Source organism: Streptomyces sp. NPDC107454, assembly GCF_055582885.1.
The window spans coordinates 82,605-98,562 of sequence record NZ_JBVJPA010000019.1; the positions used below are offsets into that span (position 1 = coordinate 82,605).

At 70.1% G+C, this 15,958-nt stretch carries 12 protein-coding genes; 8 read left to right on the forward strand and 4 right to left on the reverse strand.

Annotated features, from left to right (window positions below; translation table 11 throughout):
* Positions 1-71: 71 nt before the first annotated feature.
* Positions 72-2,969: a vitamin B12-dependent ribonucleotide reductase gene (locus ACZ69M_RS39870; RefSeq protein WP_470057807.1), complete on the forward strand. Its 2,898-nt coding sequence runs from the start codon at positions 72-74 to the stop codon at positions 2,967-2,969.
* A 114-nt stretch (positions 2,970-3,083) separates the two neighbouring features.
* Here the strand turns inward: ACZ69M_RS39870 and ACZ69M_RS39875 are convergent, their stop codons facing one another.
* Complete coding sequence (locus ACZ69M_RS39875) at positions 3,084-3,617, reverse strand: TerD family protein (protein WP_099920298.1); 534 nt, start codon at positions 3,615-3,617, stop codon at positions 3,084-3,086.
* 156 nt (positions 3,618-3,773) lie between these two features.
* Here ACZ69M_RS39875 and ACZ69M_RS39880 point away from each other — a divergent pair, with 156 nt between their 5' ends.
* The 3 genes from ACZ69M_RS39880 to ACZ69M_RS39890 all read left to right on the forward strand — a co-directional run bounded on the left by ACZ69M_RS39880 (position 3,774) and on the right by ACZ69M_RS39890 (position 6,064).
* The gene (locus ACZ69M_RS39880) at positions 3,774-4,379 is read left to right on the forward strand and encodes a YdbC family protein (RefSeq protein ID WP_099920297.1); all 606 of its coding nucleotides are present in this window, start codon (positions 3,774-3,776) and stop codon (positions 4,377-4,379) included.
* Between the two features lie 106 nt (positions 4,380-4,485).
* Positions 4,486-5,169 carry a histidine phosphatase family protein gene (locus ACZ69M_RS39885; protein WP_099943680.1) on the forward strand — a complete coding sequence of 228 codons (684 nt, stop codon included), beginning with the start codon at positions 4,486-4,488 and terminating at the stop codon, positions 5,167-5,169.
* Positions 5,159-6,064 carry an ADP-ribosylglycohydrolase family protein gene (locus ACZ69M_RS39890; protein WP_470057809.1) on the forward strand — a complete coding sequence of 302 codons (906 nt, stop codon included), beginning with the start codon at positions 5,159-5,161 and terminating at the stop codon, positions 6,062-6,064. Before ACZ69M_RS39885 ends, ACZ69M_RS39890 begins: the two co-directional genes overlap by 11 nt.
* A gap of 566 nt (positions 6,065-6,630) precedes the next feature.
* Here ACZ69M_RS39890 and ACZ69M_RS39895 read toward each other — a convergent pair.
* Positions 6,631-8,163, reverse strand: coding sequence for an MFS transporter (locus ACZ69M_RS39895; RefSeq protein ID WP_181652770.1), 1,533 nt, complete (start codon positions 8,161-8,163; stop codon positions 6,631-6,633).
* Between the two features lie 196 nt (positions 8,164-8,359).
* Here ACZ69M_RS39895 and ACZ69M_RS39900 point away from each other — a divergent pair, with 196 nt between their 5' ends.
* The 3 genes from ACZ69M_RS39900 (at position 8,360) to ACZ69M_RS39910 (ending at position 10,635) form a co-directional block, all read left to right on the forward strand.
* A complete protein-coding gene (locus ACZ69M_RS39900; RefSeq protein ID WP_470057812.1) occupies positions 8,360-9,004 on the forward strand; it encodes a TetR/AcrR family transcriptional regulator in 645 nt (214 codons plus the stop codon).
* 234 nt (positions 9,005-9,238) lie between these two features.
* A complete protein-coding gene (locus ACZ69M_RS39905; RefSeq protein ID WP_470057813.1) occupies positions 9,239-9,940 on the forward strand; it encodes a ribonuclease HII in 702 nt (233 codons plus the stop codon).
* Positions 9,941-10,008: 68 nt separating this feature from the next.
* Positions 10,009-10,635 carry a hypothetical protein gene (locus ACZ69M_RS39910; RefSeq protein WP_470057815.1) on the forward strand — a complete coding sequence of 209 codons (627 nt, stop codon included), beginning with the start codon at positions 10,009-10,011 and terminating at the stop codon, positions 10,633-10,635.
* 466 nt (positions 10,636-11,101) lie between these two features.
* Here ACZ69M_RS39910 and ACZ69M_RS39915 read toward each other — a convergent pair whose 3' ends face one another.
* Both ACZ69M_RS39915 and ACZ69M_RS39920 read right to left on the reverse strand, forming a co-directional pair.
* On the reverse strand, positions 11,102-11,737 hold the full coding sequence (locus ACZ69M_RS39915) for a hypothetical protein (protein WP_403699853.1): 636 nt from the start codon (positions 11,735-11,737) through the stop codon (positions 11,102-11,104).
* A gap of 223 nt (positions 11,738-11,960) precedes the next feature.
* Positions 11,961-14,159 (reverse strand): RecQ family ATP-dependent DNA helicase, encoded by a 2,199-nt coding sequence (locus ACZ69M_RS39920; RefSeq protein WP_470057816.1) that lies wholly within the window; start codon positions 14,157-14,159, stop codon positions 11,961-11,963.
* Positions 14,160-14,292: 133 nt separating this feature from the next.
* Here ACZ69M_RS39920 and ACZ69M_RS39925 point away from each other — a divergent pair, with 133 nt between their 5' ends.
* Positions 14,293-15,819: a DUF4192 domain-containing protein gene (locus ACZ69M_RS39925; RefSeq protein WP_470057818.1), complete on the forward strand. Its 1,527-nt coding sequence runs from the start codon at positions 14,293-14,295 to the stop codon at positions 15,817-15,819.
* The last annotated feature ends 139 nt before the right edge of the window (positions 15,820-15,958 follow it).

Sequence of the window (15,958 nt, forward strand, 5' to 3'; positions counted from 1 at the left end):
ACCAGACACACACCGTGCCATGGGAAGAACGTGGCACTTCAGGGCGTTTTAGCCCGATACAGGGAGGCGGCATGACAGAGACGGCGAGCGGTCCGGCACGAGGTTCCCGCGCCAAGGGCACCAAGGCCAGCAAGGGACTGCGCATCGAGCGCATCCACACCACCCCCGGCGTGCACCCGTACGACGAGGTGGAATGGGAGCGCCGTGACGTCGTCATGACCAACTGGCGCGACGGCTCGATCAATTTCGAGCAGCGTGGCGTCGAGTTCCCCGGCTTCTGGTCGGTGAACGCGGTCAACATCGTCACCAGCAAGTACTTCCGTGGTGCCGTGGGCACCCCGCAGCGCGAGGTGAGCCTCAGGCAGCTCATCGACCGCATCGTGAAGACGTACCGGAAGGCCGGCGAGGACTACAAGTACTTCGCCTCGCCCGCCGACGCCGAGATCTTCGAGCACGAGCTGGCGTACGCCCTCCTGCACCAGATCTTCAGCTTCAACAGCCCGGTCTGGTTCAACGTCGGAACGCCTCAGCCCCAGCAGGTCTCGGCCTGCTTCATCCTGTCCGTCGACGACTCCATGGAGTCGATCCTCGACTGGTACAAGGAAGAGGGCATGATCTTCAAGGGCGGCTCCGGCGCCGGCCTGAACCTCTCCCGTATCCGCTCCTCCAAGGAGCTCCTCTCCTCGGGCGGCAACGCCTCGGGTCCCGTCTCCTTCATGCGCGGTGCCGACGCCTCCGCAGGAACGATCAAGTCGGGTGGCGCCACGCGCCGCGCGGCCAAGATGGTCATCCTCGACGTCGACCACCCCGACATCGAGGACTTCATCGAGACCAAGGTCAAGGAGGAGGAGAAGATCCGCGCCCTCCGTGACGCGGGCTTCGACATGGACCTGGGCGGCGACGACATCACGTCCGTCCAGTACCAGAACGCCAACAACTCGGTCCGTGTGAACGACACGTTCATGAAGGCGGTCGAGGAGGGCGGCAAGTTCGGTCTCACCTCCCGTATGACCGGCGAGGTCATCGAGGAGGTCGACGCCAAGACGCTCTTCCGCAAGATGGCCGAGGCCGCCTGGGCCTGCGCCGACCCGGGCATCCAGTACGACGACACGATCAACCACTGGCACACGTGCCCGGAGTCCGGTCGTATCAACGGCTCGAACCCGTGCAGCGAGTACATGCACCTGGACAACACGTCCTGCAACCTCGCCTCGCTGAACCTGATGAAGTTCCTCAAGGACGACGGCAAGGGTCACCAGTCCTTCGAGGTCGAGCGCTTCGCCAAGGTCGTCGAGCTGGTCATCACCGCGATGGACATCTCGATCTGCTTCGCGGACTTCCCGACACAGAAGATCGGCGAGAACACCCGCGCCTTCCGTCAGCTGGGCATCGGCTACGCCAACCTGGGCGCCCTCCTGATGGCGACCGGTCACGCGTACGACTCCGACGGCGGTCGCGCCCTCGCCGGTGCCATCACCTCGCTGATGACCGGCACCTCCTACCGGCGTTCCGCCGAGCTCGCCGCGGTCGTCGGCCCGTACGACGGCTACGCCCGCAACGCGCAGCCGCACCAGCGCGTCATGAAGCAGCACTCCGACGCCAACGCCGTGGCCGTCCGTATGGACGACCTGGACACGCCGATCTGGGCCGCCGCCACGGAGGCCTGGCAGGACGTGCTGCACCTCGGTGAGAAGAACGGATTCCGCAACGCGCAGGCCTCGGTCATCGCCCCGACCGGCACCATCGGTCTCGCGATGTCCTGCGACACCACCGGCCTCGAGCCCGACCTCGCGCTGGTCAAGTTCAAGAAGCTGGTCGGCGGCGGCTCGATGCAGATCGTCAACGGCACCGTTCCGCAGGCCCTGCGCCGCCTGGGCTACCAGGAGGAGCAGATCGAGGCGATCGTCGCCCACATCGCCGAGAACGGCAATGTCGTCGACGCCCCGAGCCTCAAGCACGAGCACTACGAGGTCTTCGACTGCGCCATGGGCGAGCGCTCCATCTCCGCGATGGGCCACGTCCGCATGATGGCCGCGATCCAGCCCTGGATCTCCGGCGCGCTCTCCAAGACGGTCAACCTGCCGGAGACGGCGACCGTCGAGGACGTCGAAGAGGTCTACTTCGAGGCGTGGAAGATGGGCGTCAAGGCGCTCGCGATCTACCGCGACAACTGCAAGGTCGGCCAGCCCCTCTCCGCCAAGACCAAGGAGAAGGAGAAGGCCGAGGTCACGGCGAAGGCCGAGGACACCATCCGCACCGCGGTCGAGAAGGTCGTCGAGTACCGCCCGGTCCGCAAGCGCCTCCCCAAGGGTCGTCCCGGCATCACCACCTCCTTCACGGTGGGCGGCGCCGAGGGCTACATGACCGCCAACTCCTACCCGGACGACGGTCTCGGCGAGGTCTTCCTGAAGATGTCGAAGCAGGGCTCCACCCTCGCGGGCATGATGGACGCCTTCTCGATCGCGGTCTCCGTGGGTCTGCAGTACGGCGTGCCCCTCGAGACGTACGTCTCGAAGTTCACGAACATGCGCTTCGAGCCGGCCGGTATGACGGACGACCCGGACGTGCGGATGGCGCAGTCGATCGTCGACTACATCTTCCGTCGCCTGGCGCTGGACTTCCTGCCCTTCGAGACGCGCTCCGCGCTCGGCATCCACTCCGCCGAGGAGCGTCAGCGTCACCTGGAGACGGGCTCCTACGAGCCGTCCGACGATGTCGACATGGACGTCGAGGGTCTGGCCCAGTCCGCGCCCCGCGCGCAGGAGCTGAAGGCCGTGGCCACCCCGAAGGCCGAGGTCGAGGCGGCGAAGCCCGCCCCGAAGCAGGCCCACACCAGTGCCGAACTGGTGGAGATGCAGCTGGGCATCCAGGCGGACGCCCCCCTGTGCTTCTCCTGCGGTACGAAGATGCAGCGGGCCGGTTCCTGCTACATCTGCGAGGGCTGCGGCTCGACCAGCGGTTGCAGCTGACCCGAGGCCCTGAAGTCCTGAAGGGCGGCACGACCACCGGTCGTGCCGCCCTTCGGCGTTTCCTCGCTGCTACGGAGAAGGCTGTTTCAGGTGTCTCCTACGGAGAGGGCTGTTTCAGGCGTCGTGGCGCGTGCCCATGATGCGCGGGAACTCGGCGGGGTCGGTGTCGTAGCCGTGGATCCCCGGATGGAAGGTCCACTCTCCGGAGGCGTCGCGTACGAACTCGCCGACGGTCGCGGCCGTGGCCCCCAGGACGCCGCCGAAGTTGTCCTCCGCCAGCACGGTGTAGCCCTCTCGCATGCGCAGGCCCGGGTTGAGGACGCCCACGAACGACTTGTGGCCGGAACGCTGCTGGATGAGTACGCCCACCACCACACGCGTGTAGCCGCTGTTGAGGCGGTCGAGTTCCAGCGTCATGACCTCGTCCCAGCCGAAGCCCTTGCCGTCCTTGCTGTCCCGGTTGAGGTAGATGGTGCCGTCCGGTGAGCGGCTGTCGAAGTGCACCACATAGGCGGGAATTCCGTACGGATCGGCGGCCACGTACGTCGCCGCGATGATGTCGAGGTCGGTCGCGGGCTCGCCGACGGGACTCGGGTCCCACTTCACCGCGAGCTCGACCTTGCGGATGCCCTTGTTGAGACCGGTCATTGGATCTCCCCCTCCCCGTTCCCCATCTTCTTCAGCCCTCAACTGCTCTGTTGTCAAGGCCGGTTGTCCATCGTGCCACGCGCGCGGGGGCGCTCGCGCGGGTGCACTCCGCCGGAGCGTGACCGACGCCACGCTCCGTGGCCTTACGATGGCGCGGTGCTGGTCAAGTGGATTCGCTGCACCGTGGTGGACCGCCGCGGTTTCGAGCGGGGGCAGCGAAAGTGGGCGGGGCTGCTGGGTGAGCCGGGATTCCGGGGGCAGGGCGGGGGCTGGAGCCGAGGGCGGCCCGGGGTGGCGCACATCTTCGCCTTCTGGGAGAGCCGTGCCTTCTACGACTCCTTCATGGCCCGTTCGCACGACCGGCTCGCGGCTGCCCAGTCGGGGACCTTCAAGGACTCGCAGGCCAAACTCTTCGATCACCGGTTCGATGTGAAGACCGGCTTCGAGCCGCGCTTCACGGACGCCGACCTGCTGCGGGTGGCCCACTGCCGCATCCACGAGGAACGGGCCGAACACTTCGCGCTGATGCAGGAGAAGGTCTGGAACCCCGCGATGGCGGGCTCGCCCGGCATGGTGCGGGGCCTGTTCGGTGAGGCGCCGGGCCATGAGTTCCTGATCCTGTCCATGTGGCAGTCGGCCGCCGAACACGGTAAATACCGGGCCGAGCGGGTGGAACGGCTCGCGCTGCGCGCCCAGACAGAGGCCGATGTCGCGGCCCTGACCGGCGACATAGTGGCGCTGGAGCCCTCCTGGACGGTCTGACCGGAGTGCCGTCCGCGAGTGTGATCTGCGCGAAGAACGTGTGACCTATGCCGTATGGAGCCCGTACGAGTGCTCGATCGGCCGTCAGCCGTTTTAGGGTCTTGGCATGGTTCGACCACGGCGTATCGTCCTTGTCCGGCACGGTGAGTCAGCGGGCAACGCCGATGACACCGTTTATGAACGCGAGCCCGACCACGCTCTGGCGCTCACCGAGAAGGGGTGGCAGCAGGCGGAGGAGACGGGGAAACGCTTGCGGGAGGTCTTCGGGCGAGAGCGCGTAAGCGTGTACGTGTCGCCGTACCGCCGTACGCACGAGACGCTCCGCGCCTTCCACCTCGACCCCGAGCTCATACGGGTGCGCGAGGAGCCGCGGCTGCGCGAGCAGGACTGGGGCAACTGGCAGGACCGCGACGACGTACGCCTCCAGAAGGCCTATCGGGACGCGTACGGGCATTTCTTCTACCGCTTCGCGCAGGGCGAGTCCGGCGCCGACGTCTACGACCGGGTCGGCGGCTTCCTGGAGAGCCTCTACCGGAGCTTCGAGGCCCCCGATCACCCGTCGAACGTGCTCCTGGTGACCCATGGTCTTGCCATGCGGCTGTTCTGCATGCGCTGGTTCCACTGGACGGTCGCGGAGTTCGAATCGCTGTCGAATCCGGGGAACGCCGAGATGCGGATGCTCGTCCTCGGTGACGACGGGAGGTACACGCTTGACCGCCCGTTCGAGCGCTGGTGTGTACCTGAGTCGTACGGGGACCCCGGGATAGAGTGGCAGGGCGATGACCTCTGATTCCTCTCCCGGTGGACGCCTGGACCGCGCCCTGGCCAGCCTGCGCGGACTCGCGGTGGGGGACGCGCTCGGCTCGCGGTTCTTCGTGCCCGTGAACTACCCGCTGCTCAAGCGACGCGAGCTGCCGTCCGGCCTCTGGCGGTGGACGGACGACACCGAAATGGCCTCCTCCGTAGTGGCCGTTTTGGCCCAGCACCGCCGCATCGACCAGGACGCGCTGGCCGGCTCCTTCGCCGAGCACCACGATGACGACCGGGGCTACGGTCCCGCGGTCAACCGGCTGCTCGGGCAGATCCGGGAGGGGGGCGACTGGCGGGCGCTGGCGTCCGCCCTCTTCAAGGGACAGGGCTCGTGGGGCAACGGCGCCGCGATGCGGATCGCCCCCCTGGGGGCCTGGTACGCGGACGACCCGGAGCAGGCTGTCCACCAGGCGGAGATCTCGGCGTACACCACCCACCAGCACCGCGAGGCCGTCGTGGGCGCCATGGCCGTCGCCGCTGCCGCCGCCCTGGCGGCCGATCCGGCGAGCCCGCCGAGTGCCGAGGCACTGCTCGACGGCGTCGTCGCGCTCGTCCCGCGCAGCGCCGTGGGAGCCGGTCTGCGGCGCGCTCGCGACATGCTCGACTACGGGGACACCGCGACGGTCGCCGCCGTACTGGGCTGCGGGCGGCGTACGACGGCGCACGACACGGTGCCGTTCGCGCTCTGGTCCGCGGCCCGGGCCCTGGGCGACTACGAAGAGGGCTTCTGGTCGACCGCTCAGGTGGGCGGCGACATGGACACGACCTGCGCCATCGTCGGCGGTGTGATCGCCGCGGGCAAGGCGGGGGCACCGCCGGGGGAGTGGGTGGAGCGGACGGAGAGCCTGCCGGATTGGGTGCGGGCGGGGGCGTAGGCCGCGGGGACGGTTCGGTGACGCCGGGGAGTCCCCTGCGGAACACGGAACACGGAACGCGGAACACGGAACGCGGTGCCCGTGCAGGGTCCGGGTGGGCGTCGCGCGGCACGGGCACGGCTCCGGGCGTCCGGCGGCTCGTGGGGTAGCGCGTCGTACGGGGTTGGCCGTCGGCACCGTACGGCAGTGGCCCGCTGGGGCGCCTACGACGCCGTACCGCGGCCTGATGGTCCTTTCTTGGTGTCGGCCCGCGCGCGGCACGGCTCGCCCCTGGTGCCGCGCCGCGGCCCATAGCGCTCACCCTGGCGCCGTGGTGCCGCTCGCGGGGCCCTACAAGCTGCCGTATCGCTGACTACGAGGCCCGGACCCCCTGCTGTATCTCCGGCAGGGGCCGCCCTCGCTGCCGTAAGCCCTCGAAGGCCGCCCCCGGTGCCGTACAGCCGCTTGCAAGGCCGGGCCCCGGGGTGCCGATCCGCTGCGGATGGCCGGACCGTGGTCCTCGCCGTCCGTATCCCGGACCGGGGACCGGCCTCCGCAGCCCCCGCCAAGTTTCGGCGGGCCCCGCCTCAGCCCGCGGCGGGCCCCGCCGTGCCCGAGAGGGCCTCCAGGTCGCTCTTGCGGACCCGGATCACCAGCGCGGCGGTGGCCAGGGCCAGTACCGCCATCGCGACGGCCGGGACGAAGGCGGTCGAGATGCCCTGGGCGAGCACGTCGTGGCCCCACGGAGCGGGCAGCTGGTGGGTCTTGGCGAACTCCGCCTTCTGCTCGGGCGAGCCGTTCGCCAGGAACTTCGGCAGCTGCTTCTCCGCCTCGTCCCGGCTGGCCGAGCCGAAGACCGTGGTCAGGATGGAAAGACCGAGTGAACCGCCCACCTGCTGGGTGACGTTGAGGAGTCCGGACGCGGCGCCCGCCTCGTGCTGGGCGACGCCGGAGACCGCTGTCAGGGTCAGTGTCACGAAGTTCAGGCCCATGCCGAAGGCGAAGAGCAGCATCGGGCCGAGCACTCCGCCTACATACGTGCTGTCGGGGCTCATGAAGGTCAGCCAGCCGAGCCCGAGCGCGACGAGGGCGGAGCCGACGACCATGAACGGCTTGGGCCCGAGGACCGGCAGGAACCGCTGCGACAGCCCCGCTCCGATGCCGATCGCCGCCGTCACGGGCAGGAACGCCAGACCGGCCTGGATCGGGCTGTAACCCAGCACGTTCTGCACGAACAGGACGATGAAGAAGAACATCCCGAACATCGCCGCGGCCAGACTGAGCATGATCACGTACGTGCCGGAGCGGTTACGGTCGCCGAACATCTTCAGCGGAGTGATCGGTTCCTTCGCCCGGGTCTCGATGAACGCGAAGCCCAGCAACAGGACCAGCGCCGTGGCGAACGATCCGATGGTGAGGCTGTCGCGCCAGCCGTCCTCCGCGGCGCGGATGAATCCGTACACCAGAGAGGCCATACCGGCCGTCGAAGTGAGCGCGCCCGCGACGTCGAAGCGCCCCGGATGGCGCTCGGACTCGTTGATGTACATCGGGGCGAGCACGGTGATCAGCACACCGATGGGCACGTTGACGAAGAGCACCCAGCGCCAGTCGAGCCACTCGGTGAGCATGCCGCCCGCCAGGAGCCCGATGGCGCCGCCGCCTGCGGAGACCGCAGCGAAGACGGCGAAGGCCCGGTTCCGTTCCGGGCCCTCGGGGAAGGTGGTGGTGATGAGTGCCAGCGCGGTGGGCGACGCTATCGCGCCACCCACGCCCTGAAGGGCCCGCGCGGCCAGCAACTGCCAGGGCTCCTGGGCGAGTCCACCGAGCAGCGAGGCGAGCGTGAACAGCATGATGCCGGTCATGAAGACCCGGCGCCGACCGAGGATGTCACCCGCGCGGCCGCCGAGAAGGAGCAGGCCGCCGAAGGTGAGGGTGTACGCGCTGATCACCCAGGTGAGGTCGGTCGTGCTGAATTTGAGCGCGTCTTGAATGTGCGGGAGGGCGATGTTCACAATCGTCGAGTCGAGTACCACCATGAGTTGGCAGGCCGCGATGACGGCGAGTGCGATGCCGGGGTGCCCCTCCCGGCGGGCCGCTCCTGGCTTTGGGTCCTGGATCAACTGAGAGGTTTGAGAGGTTGTCACTATGGTTCCCCCACAAGTGCGTTAGTGAACGCTCGCGTTCACTGTTGCGGCAACGGTAGTGAGTCCCCGACAGTGAACGCAAGCGTTCACTGAAGTCGCTGCCGCGTGTCGTCACTTGACCGCTCGCTCTCCCCGAACTCCCCGCTCCCCCATGCGCAACGGAGACACTCAGATGGTTACTTCGCGTTGGACGGCCGCTCCCGCTCAGGCGGCCTCCCTGCGCCGACGCGGTGCCGTGCTCGAACGTGCGATCCTCGACGCCGCGCTCGAGCAGCTCAGTACGGTCGGCTGGAACGGCCTCACGATGGAGGGTGTCGCCGCCCGGGCCCAGACCGGCAAGGCCGCGGTCTACCGCCGCTGGCCGTCCAAGGAGGACCTCGTCGCGGACGCGCTGAAGGCCGGACTGCCGAGCCTGACGGAGGCCCCCGACCTCGGAAGCGTCCGGGACGACCTGCTGGAACTGTGCCGGCAGGTGCGTGAGGCGATGTACTCGCAGCCCGGATTCGCGCTGCGCTCAGTGCTTCACGAATGCGATGTGGCGCAGGCGGAACGCTTTCAGAGTCTGATCGTCGGAGGGGTCATCGAGCCGACCAAGCATCTGCTGCGAGAGATCGTGCACCGCGGAATCGAGCGGGAGGAGGTGCGATCGGACGCCGCGAACTCCTACGTCTTCGACGCCATTCCGGCGATGATGATGTATCGCTCGAAAGTGTGCGCGAGCGAATGGAGTGAACGGGATCTGGAGGAGATGATCGACCAGCTGATGGTCCCGCTGCTGCGACGGGCGGGGGCTGAGCCGCGGCCGACCGGGGCCTGAATCCGTGGACCGTCGGGTCGCTGGTTCGCGGACCGTCGGGTCGTTGGTCCGCGGATGGCCGGGCGGATGGCCGGGCGGATGGCCGGGCGGATGGTGGGGGGGCTGGTTCGGGGGTGGTCGGGGGTCTGATGTGTGGATCGTCGGGTGACTGGTTCGCGCTGGTGGCGGGGCTGCGGTCGCTCAGGGAAACCTGGGTGTCGCGAGGGGCTAGGGGCGGCGTAGGCTGAGGGCGCCATGCCGTACGAACCACCGACTCACACCGTCGAGCGCTCCCTCCGCGCCACGACCGGAGCGAAGATCATTGCCGGTGTCGACGAGGTGGGCCGTGGTGCCTGGGCCGGCCCGGTCACCGTCTGCGCCGCCGTCACGGGACTACGCCGTCCGCCCGAGGGCCTCACCGACTCCAAACTCCTCACCGCCAAGCGCCGTACCGTGATGGCCGCGGAGTTGGAGAAATGGGTGACGTCGTACGCTCTGGGGCATGCCTCTCCTGAGGAGATCGACGACCTGGGGATGACGGCCGCGCTGCGCCTGGCCGCGGTGCGGGCCCTGGAGGCCTTGCCCGTCCGCCCCGACGCGGTCATCCTCGATGGGAAGCACGACTACCTCGGGTCGCCGTGGCGGGTTCGCACGGTGATCAAGGGTGACCAGTCCTGCGTGGCCGTCGCGGCGGCCTCGGTGATCGCCAAGGTTCAGCGCGACAAAATGATGGCCGAACTGGGTGTCGACCATGCAGACTTCGGTTTTGCGGCCAACGCCGGGTATCCGTCTCCGGTGCACAAGGCCGCACTGGAGGAACGGGGCCCCACTCCGTACCACCGGCTGTCATGGGCGTATCTTGATGCGCTGCCCCAGTGGCGGCACCTCAAGAAGGTCCGCAGCTGGGCGGACGGAAGCGCTCCGGAGATCGAAGGTCAGCTCGGCTTCGATTTCTGACGGTTCCGCTCGCACTCATGTGCCACCCGCCGACGCGAGTCGCACCGGCGTTTGATAAATATCAGCTCATGCCTCTCATTCCCGAGGAGCCTCAGATTCACGAGAGTGCCCAGGGTCCCCGCGCGACTCCGGCCAGTGGCCGCACCGCGCCGACCCCCCGTCCCGTACCCGGTCCCCGTCCCGCGGCTCCGCCGCGTCCCGGACGTCCGGGACCTGTCCGGCCGATGCCGGCCCAACGCACCCCGCGTGAGCCGGTCGTGGCCACGCCGGGGTCAACCGCCCCGGCGGCCGCGCCCGCTGCCGCCACCCCACAGATCCAGCTGATCCCGGCCTCGGTCGAGGGCGCGCTGGACGCCGCCGAAGAAGCGGTCGACCTGCTGTTGGAGTCGGGCCGAGCCCCCGGTGAGGTGCTGGTGATCACCACCGGCGAACCGCATCCGTGGGCCGCGCACGAACTCTCCTTCGGCGAAGCCGCCTACTGGGCGCAGCACGACGCGGGCGACGACGTCTTCTACGCCGACGCCTCCGTCGCGGGCCGGGCCGCGTCCCGTCCCGTGGTCGTGGTCGCCGTCAACGGCGGTCCCGACGCTGCCGCCGCCACCGCCCTGCCCCTGGCCCTCGGCCGGGCCGGCGCCCTGTTGATCGTCTGCGGCGACCCGCAGCAGATCAACTCGGTACTGGGCGCCGGGGTCTGAACGAATCCCGGACACCGTCCGGGATTCGCTCGGGCGATGCTCTGGGCGATGTCTCGGGCGTGATGGTGGTGCCCCTACGGCACCACCTGTACGGCGGTCGTTCTGGCGTGCCTGCGGTACGTGGGCCTGTGGTTGATGTGCCGATGGCTTGTGCCTGTGGTTCGTGGCCCGTAGTGAGTGCTTGCTGGCCGAGGGCATGGTGGCGGCGGTGCGCGTCTTTGACGACGGGGTGTTTCCTCGGCGCATGCCGACGCCGGACGGCCTGGTGGCCGTCCGCATGTTCCGGAGAGGCGCGTACGCCTCTGGAGCGGGCGCAAGCACTACGGCGCTGCCCTTGCCCGGTCCCGCGCGCCGTGGGGCCATCACGGTGCGGGCGGACGCGCCCGGGCCACAGGGAGTGCCCCTCAGGGGTCCCAAAGGCTGTCGGTACCTGGGCGGGCGCCGACGCCTCACGGCCGCGGGCGACTCAGCGGGCGGCCGCCCGGCGCAGCACCTCCGACGCGGCGCCCCCGGTGCGCGGGAGCGGCGGCGGTGCCTCGGTCAGGGCGAAGGCCTCCGGTGGGGAGTCCGCGCTCGGACGGCGTCCGCCACGGCCCTCGCCGAGTACCTGCCAGCCGTCGTGCGTCAGTGTGATGTAGGCCCCACAGCGCAGCCCGTGGAGGGTGCAGGCGTCCCGCAGCCCCCACATCCACGCCCCGTCCTCCTCGGTCCACCGTGCGTCGCCCTCGCGGCAGTAGAGCAGCACCGCCGTGCGTACCGGGGTGCGGCGCCGCAGGTCGTGCGGGATCACCCGGCGCAACTGCGCCAGCAGGGAGTTGCGGAACATCCAGCCGTCGGCCGGCGCCGACCGCCGGGTGAACGAGGCGCTCGCCCGTAGCCGTTCGTCCGCGTCGAGGACGGCCACGATGGCGGTCGTGGGTCTCGGCCGGTGCCGTGCGTGCAATCCGCTGACGACCTCCCGGGGATTGCGCAGCAGCGGGATCCCCGCAGCGGCCCATTCGGCGGGTTCGAGCATACGGGTCAGTGGGTTGGCGGAAGCGGCGGACAGGTCGGCAGACGTCGACATGGATGCCGCCGAGGACGGAGCGAATCCGAAGGTCACGGTCCTCCCTTCGGCTACGCGCCCACACAGCGGGCGGGGTCGGACTTGGGGGAGCGCACGCCGCAGCAGAGCCCTACCGGATCACGGGCGAGCCGTGCGGGGAGCGGACCTCAATTCTTCCTGTCGAACTTGGTTGCGGCAACGAGCAATTGGGGCCACCGACCGTTTTCCGGCTATACGTCGTGTATATCCCTGCCCACTGTTCTTGTTCGCGACACATGGGTCACGCCTGTACGGCCAGGACCAGCGGCAACACCCCCTGCGCCCCGGATCGTCGCAGCATGCGCGCGGCGACGGCGAGTGTCCAGCCCGTCTCGGTGGCGTCGTCCACGAGCAGCACGGGACCGCCTGCTTCCTTGAGGGCTGCTGCCAGCGCGGGCGGCACGGCCAGCGCCCCGTCGAGTGCCTTGAGCCGCTGGGCGCTGTTGCTCCGGGAGACCTGTGAGACGGCCTCGCCGATGTACTCCACGGACCCCAGCAGCGGCAGTCGGCCGACCTCCGCGATCCGCGCGCCCAGCGACTGGATCAACTGTGGACGCCTGCGCGAGGCCATGGTGACGACGCCGACCGGGCGCGGCTGCGCGTCGGGCTGCCCGGAGGCCCAGCCGCCGGGCCCCTTCGCCCAGTCGGTCAGGACGCCGACCACGGCCTTCGCCACATCGTCCGGCACGGGCCCGTCCGGTGCCTGGGGCGTGAGCATCGGCCGCAGCCGGTTGCCCCAGCCGATGTCCGAGAGCCGCCCCAAGGCGCGTCCCGGTGCGGCCTGTTCGCCCGCCGGGATTCGCCCCTTCAGGTCGACGCCGACGGCCGGCAGGCCCGTAGGCCACATCTTGCGGGGGTCCACGTCGACACCGGCGCGGCCCAGCTCGCCGTTGGCCGCGTCGAGCGCGGCGGGGGACACGGACGCCTCGAACCGCGCGCCCGCACAGGTGTCGCAGCGCCCGCACGGCTTCGCCAGCTCGTCGTCGAGCTGGCGGCGCAGAAACTCCATCCGGCAGCCGGTGGTCGACACGTAGTCGCGCATCGCCTGTTGTTCGGCGGCCCGCTGCTTGGCGACCCAGGCGTAGCGCTCGGTGTCGTACGTCCAGGGCATGCCCGTGGAGATCCAGCCGCCCTGGACGCGCCGCACCGCGCCGTCCACGTCGAGCACTTTGAGCATCGTCTCCAGACGAGACCTGCGCAGCTCCACCAGGGGTTCGAGGGCGGGCAGCGAGAGCGGCCTCTCGGCGCGGGCCAGGACGTCCAGGGTTCGGCGCACCTGCTCCTCCGGAGGGAAGGCGATCGATGCGAAGTACTCCCAGATCGCCTGGTCCTCCTTGCCCGGCAGGAGAAGCACCTCGGCATGCTTCACCCCGCGGCCCGCGCGTCCCACCTGCTGGTAGTACGCGATGGGGGAGGAGGGGGAGCCCAGGTGCACCACGAATCCGAGGTCGGGCTTGTCGAAGCCCATGCCGAGCGCGGAGGTGGCGACCAGGGCCTTGACGCGGTTGGCGAGGAGGTCCTCCTCGGCCTGCTGGCGGTCCGCGTTCTCCGTCTTTCCGGTGTACGAGGTGACGGTGTGCCCGCTCTGGCGCAGGAACGCGGTGACCTCCTCGGCGGCGGCCACGGTGAGTGTGTAGATGATGCCCGAGCCCGGCAGATCGCTCAGGTGCTCGGCGAGCCAGGCCATCCGGTGGGCGGCGTCCGGCAGTCTCAGCACACCGAGGCTCAGGCTCTCCCGGTCCAGCGGCCCGCGCAGGACGAGTGCGTCGGTGCTGGCGCCGGTGCCCAGTTGCTCGGCCACATCGGCCGTCACGCGCGCGTTGGCGGTCGCGGTGGTGGCCAGGACGGGGACGCCCGGCGGGAGATCGGCGAGCATCGTGCGCAGCCTGCGATAGTCCGGCCGGAAATCGTGTCCCCAGTCGGAGATGCAGTGTGCCTCGTCGACCACGAGCAGGCCGGTCGCCGCGGCCAGCTTGGGCAGCACCTGATCGCGGAAGTCGGGATTGTTGAGCCGCTCAGGGCTCACCAGGAGCACGTCGACCTGGCTCGCGGCCACCTCGGCCTGGATCGTCTCCCACTCCTCCGTGTTCGACGAGTTGATGCTCCGCGCGTGGATACCGGCGCGGGCGGCGGCCTCCACCTGGTTGCGCATGAGGGCGAGGAGCGGCGAGACGATGACCGTGGGCCCGGCGCCCCGCTCGCGCAGCAGCGCGGTGGCGACGAAGTACACGGCGGACTTGCCCCAGCCTGTGCGCTGCACGACGAGGGCTCTGCGCTTGTCGGCCACCAGGGCCTCGATGGCGCGCCACTGGTCCTCGCGCAGCCGGGCCTCGCCCGCCGAGGCACCGACAAGGCGGGCGAGTACGGCATCGGCCGCGGCGCGCAGGTCGGCGTTGGGCAGGTCCGTGTGGGTCGCGGGGCGTGGGTCGTCGTTGCTCATGGCCCCATGCAACCCGATGGGTCGGACATCACGCGAATGAGGCCGCCGGGTTGTGGACAAGTCATGTCGTGGCCATGGCCAGGGTTATCCACAGGGCAAAGCGGAATTTCGAGATCCGCGGGATGGTCACGGCATGACGAATCACAACGAAGCAGCCGGCACGTCCGGTGACAGTGACATCAGCGGGCGCGGTCGGCATGGGGGCGACAGCGCAAGCCACGCGCCGAGCGGGCACAGCGGACGGGGCGCGCACGATGGGCACGACCTGCCCAGGCAGCACCAGGTGACCCTGCGCACACCGGCCGAACTGGCCGATGCCCTGCCCTACCTGCTCGGCTACCGGCCCGAGGACAGCATCGTGCTGGTAGCCCTGCACGACGGGGAGAGGCGCGGCCGCTTCGGCGGGCGGGCACGGCTCGGCATCCCCGCCCACGCGGACGACTGGCCGTCCGTCGCCGATCAGCTGGCGCAAGGACTGGTGAAGGGAAGCGAGCGCAGAGGGGCACGGCCCGAGAACATGGTCGCCTACCTCTGCCAGGAGCCGGGGACGGGAGAATCGGGACGGGACGTCATGGAACGTCTGCGGCCGCTCGCGCAGTTTCTGCGCACGGCCTGCGGTCGCCTCGACGTCCCCGTCATCGAGGCCCTGTGCATCTCCGACGGCCGCTTCTGGTCGTACTGCTGCCCCGGCCAGGGGTGCTGCTCGTCCGAGGGGCATCCGATGGGACTGCCCGGCACCTCCGTCCTTGCCGCCGCCGCGACCTACGCCGGCCTCCAAGTGCGCGGATCGCTGAGGGAATTCACCGCTCGGTTCATTCCGTGGGAAGGCGCGGCCGCACGGGAGCAGCAGACCGCGCTCGACACGGCGAGCATGGCCCTGGTTCCCAGGATCCTCGACGGCGAGGGCCGTGCGGAGGTGGCCGAGGAGACCCTCGGACTGGCCCGGCGGATCGTGAAGCGATTCGCCGACGCCCCGCCCGTGTCCGGCACACGCCCGGCGGACCTCCGCGACGACGGCCTCCTGGAGCACGACGAGGCCGCCACCTTGATCCTCGGACTTCAGGACCGCGCGACCCGCGACCGCGCCGCCGAGTGGATGGAGGGCGACGAGGCAGGCCCGGCCCTGCGCCTCTGGCGGGCGATGGCCCGCCGCTGCGTCGGTCCCTACGGCGAGCACGCGGCGGCACCCCTCACCCTCGCCGGGTGGGTCGCCTGGTCGACCGGTGACGAGCTGGAGGCTCGCGAGGCCCTGGCCATGGCACTCGGCGCCGATCCCGACTACCTCTTCGCCCGCCTCCTGCACCAGGCGTGCAACGAGGGCCTCGACCCGGAGTCGATCCGCCGCTGCCTGCGCGCGGAGCGCACCGGCCGGACAGGCACGGAAGCGGAACAGCCATCGGGTTCCGATCGCTCGACGCCGCGCGATGTCGCCGAGCCGCCGGGCACCTCGAACCGGCGCCGGCGCAGGGTACGCCCGGCGGGGATCGGGACACCGCGCGGAAGCGGGCGTCACCCCGGGGCGGGTGGCCTGCGCCGACGGCGGCCCACGGATGAGGCCGCGCCCGGTGGGGAGGGACCCGGGCGCGCGCCCGAGGCGGCGAGCGAAAGGGCACGTGCCCGCCGCAAGGGCGGTCGGCGGGTTGTGGGGGAGGAGACGTGAGCGTGGGGGCGGGGCGGATCCACGATGAGCGGGTCGGGTGACACCTGAGGCGCCCCGGGCACCGGGTCTCACTCCACTCGACTCGGCGGCACGCCCCAGCCCGCGCGGCACGGGCGTACGGCGCGCGCCCTCGGTTCCC

What these genes read in the sequence shown, in the direction of transcription:
- ACZ69M_RS39870 (WP_470057807.1), top strand. Translation starts at nt 72, where the DNA reads ATGACAGAGACGGCGAGCGGTCCGGCACGAGGTTCCCGCGCCAAGGGC.
- ACZ69M_RS39875 (WP_099920298.1), bottom strand. Translation starts at nt 3,617, where the DNA reads ATGACCGGTCTCAACAAGGGCATCCGCAAGGTCGAGCTCGCGGTGAAG.
- ACZ69M_RS39885 (WP_099943680.1), top strand. Translation starts at nt 4,486, where the DNA reads ATGGTTCGACCACGGCGTATCGTCCTTGTCCGGCACGGTGAGTCAGCG.
- ACZ69M_RS39890 (WP_470057809.1), top strand. Translation starts at nt 5,159, where the DNA reads ATGACCTCTGATTCCTCTCCCGGTGGACGCCTGGACCGCGCCCTGGCC.
- ACZ69M_RS39900 (WP_470057812.1), top strand. Translation starts at nt 8,360, where the DNA reads ATGGTTACTTCGCGTTGGACGGCCGCTCCCGCTCAGGCGGCCTCCCTG.
- ACZ69M_RS39905 (WP_470057813.1), top strand. Translation starts at nt 9,239, where the DNA reads ATGCCGTACGAACCACCGACTCACACCGTCGAGCGCTCCCTCCGCGCC.
- ACZ69M_RS39910 (WP_470057815.1), top strand. Translation starts at nt 10,009, where the DNA reads ATGCCTCTCATTCCCGAGGAGCCTCAGATTCACGAGAGTGCCCAGGGT.
- ACZ69M_RS39920 (WP_470057816.1), bottom strand. Translation starts at nt 14,159, where the DNA reads ATGAGCAACGACGACCCACGCCCCGCGACCCACACGGACCTGCCCAAC.
- ACZ69M_RS39925 (WP_470057818.1), top strand. Translation starts at nt 14,293, where the DNA reads ATGACGAATCACAACGAAGCAGCCGGCACGTCCGGTGACAGTGACATC.